Source organism: Sulfurovum sp. bin170, from assembly GCF_010892395.1.
Taxonomy (GTDB): Bacteria; Campylobacterota; Campylobacteria; order Campylobacterales; family Sulfurovaceae; genus UBA1140.
Genome location: NZ_JAACKB010000090.1, coordinates 1 through 1,996, shown reverse-complemented (window position 1 = coordinate 1,996; position 1,996 = coordinate 1). Strand labels below are relative to the sequence as shown.

Below are 1,996 nucleotides of genomic sequence, written 5' to 3'. Positions count from 1 at the left end.
TCTCTTCTTTAAAAGACACTTCAAATGCTATCCAACGTTGGGTACTATTTTCATCTATTCCCCAATAAAACCATTTACAATGTTTTAGACAAGGAATAGATAGCTTAATGTACTGTTCTCTTCCTAGATTTTTTTTGAAAAGGAAAAGTTTGTCATCACGAATATAGAGTTCATGTGATTGAAGAGAATCTTTAGAGTCAAAATGAGCATTTTTTTGTACTTCTAGTTTTGACCCTATATCAATAATGGTGTCTTTTTTTGCATCTACTAAATAGCAAGAGCCAAGCGTTGCTTTTTGAGCTGTAAATTCACTTTGTGTTTCAAAAATGGCTTTGGATTGACTTATAAGTTGACTCTTCTTTGGTATACGTACAGCATTAGATCCTTTTTTACGTAGGGTAAACTGTACGGGGGTTAATGCATGTTCTACCTCTTTAGGTTCTATTTCTATGTGGTCAAGATACGATAAAAATAGCTTTTCTGGTACAGCATTTAGTTGTTCTGCTACCTGTTCAGAGATGTTACTAAAGGCTTTGGCTACAGCCCAACCTGCCTCATATTCAGTTGGTTTCCATTCTGGTAGATATGAAGGAATTAAGGCTTTAATAGATGTTTCAAAATCACTGGCTTTGTATGAGTTGAGTAGTGGATGTTTCATCTTAGCGTCCTTCATTCATATGGTAGGGATAGACCAAGTTATATCGGCTGTTGGTACTAATCACCGAGTAGTCAATGGTAAAAAGTATCATGCCACTCTCTATATATTCATTGTTGATCTCTAATACTTCAATACGTGGTTCATAGAGCAGTAGAGCTTTTCTAATATCCTCTTGCATACGCATCATGGTTGACTGGTTAATCACCTCAAAAATATAAGAGTGTATATCACAACCAAACTCAGGTTCCATTGGTCGTTCACCTTTTGCTGTTTTGAGAATAATAATAATCGCCTCTTCTATATCTTCATTGCCTTGGCTCAGTGAAAATGCACCATCATGACCAATCTCTATAGGAAACTTCCAACCACGACCTAAAAATTCTTTTTTCATAATGTTTTCCTATCCAATTAATACAGTAGCCTCACCCATAGCAATGCTATTGGGAGGACCACCCTCAACGATACTGTCACCCATACGAGCAGCAGGCATATTATTTATCAATACAGTGGTGCTACCCATCGCAACCATACCACCTACATGTGGCACAGTACCTGTAAATAGTGGACAGGCATGAAAGTCCATACCTACTCGCCAAGCAGGAAGACCACCAATAAGTACATTGGTGCTTCCTGGACCGGGAGCGAGTGGTGTACCGTGTGCTGTGCCATCACCCACACGTGCTGCTGGATTTCCCATCAGTTTATCTTCACTAAAGAACCTTTGACGGTGGTAATGGCAGAGCTTGTTAACTCTACCCCAGCACTGCCTTCCAGTTTTAGTGAAACTCCTGCTTTAATGGTTACATTCATCCCCTCAAGGATGAGGTCACCAGAACTTTTAACAGTAATCTTGTTACTGTTTGCCTCCATTTTTATATGGTTACCACCACTATCCTCAATCAAAATCTCTTGACTGTTATCATTAACCACGATTTTGTTTCCACCTTCACTCTCAATGCTTATCGTCTTAGCACTATCATCAAATTCTATCTTATGTAGGGTTGATGATTCAAGTGTCATTTTCTCAGCTCCCTCACTATCATCAAAGCTCAAGGCGTGTCCACTACGAGAGCGTATTTGTCTTATATTGTTCTCTCCATCATCATTGTTTTGTGGGGGTAGATTTAGACCATTCCAGAGAGAACCAATAACAACAGGGTATTCAATCTTTCCATGCTCAAAGGCTACAAGAACTTCATCTTCAATCTCAGGAAGAAAGTAGATTCCTTGCTCATCTCCTGACATAGGTGTTGCTACCCTTGCCCAAAAGGATTGTTCACCCTCTTGTAGCCAGTTAAACTGTACCTTTATGCGTCCAAATGATTCTGGGTCAACATT

4 protein-coding genes are annotated in these 1,996 nt (G+C 39.2%); all 4 read right to left on the bottom strand.

From position 1 onward, the window contains the following. Positions 1-658, bottom strand: a 658-nt coding sequence (locus tag GSY74_RS02140) for a hypothetical protein (RefSeq protein WP_164663472.1), incomplete at its 3' end; no start/stop codon positions are given. Position 659: 1 nt separating this feature from the next. Further along, positions 660-1,049 (bottom strand): GPW/gp25 family protein, encoded by a 390-nt coding sequence (locus tag GSY74_RS02135; RefSeq protein WP_164663471.1) that lies wholly within the window; start codon positions 1,047-1,049, stop codon positions 660-662. A gap of 9 nt (positions 1,050-1,058) precedes the next feature. Then, on the bottom strand, positions 1,059-1,355 hold the full coding sequence (locus GSY74_RS02130) for a PAAR domain-containing protein (protein ID WP_164663470.1): 297 nt from the start codon (positions 1,353-1,355) through the stop codon (positions 1,059-1,061). Then, a partial coding sequence (locus GSY74_RS02125) for a phage baseplate assembly protein V (protein ID WP_164663469.1) occupies positions 1,355-1,996 on the bottom strand: 642 nt, incomplete at its 5' end. The genes GSY74_RS02130 and GSY74_RS02125, both read right to left, overlap by 1 nt.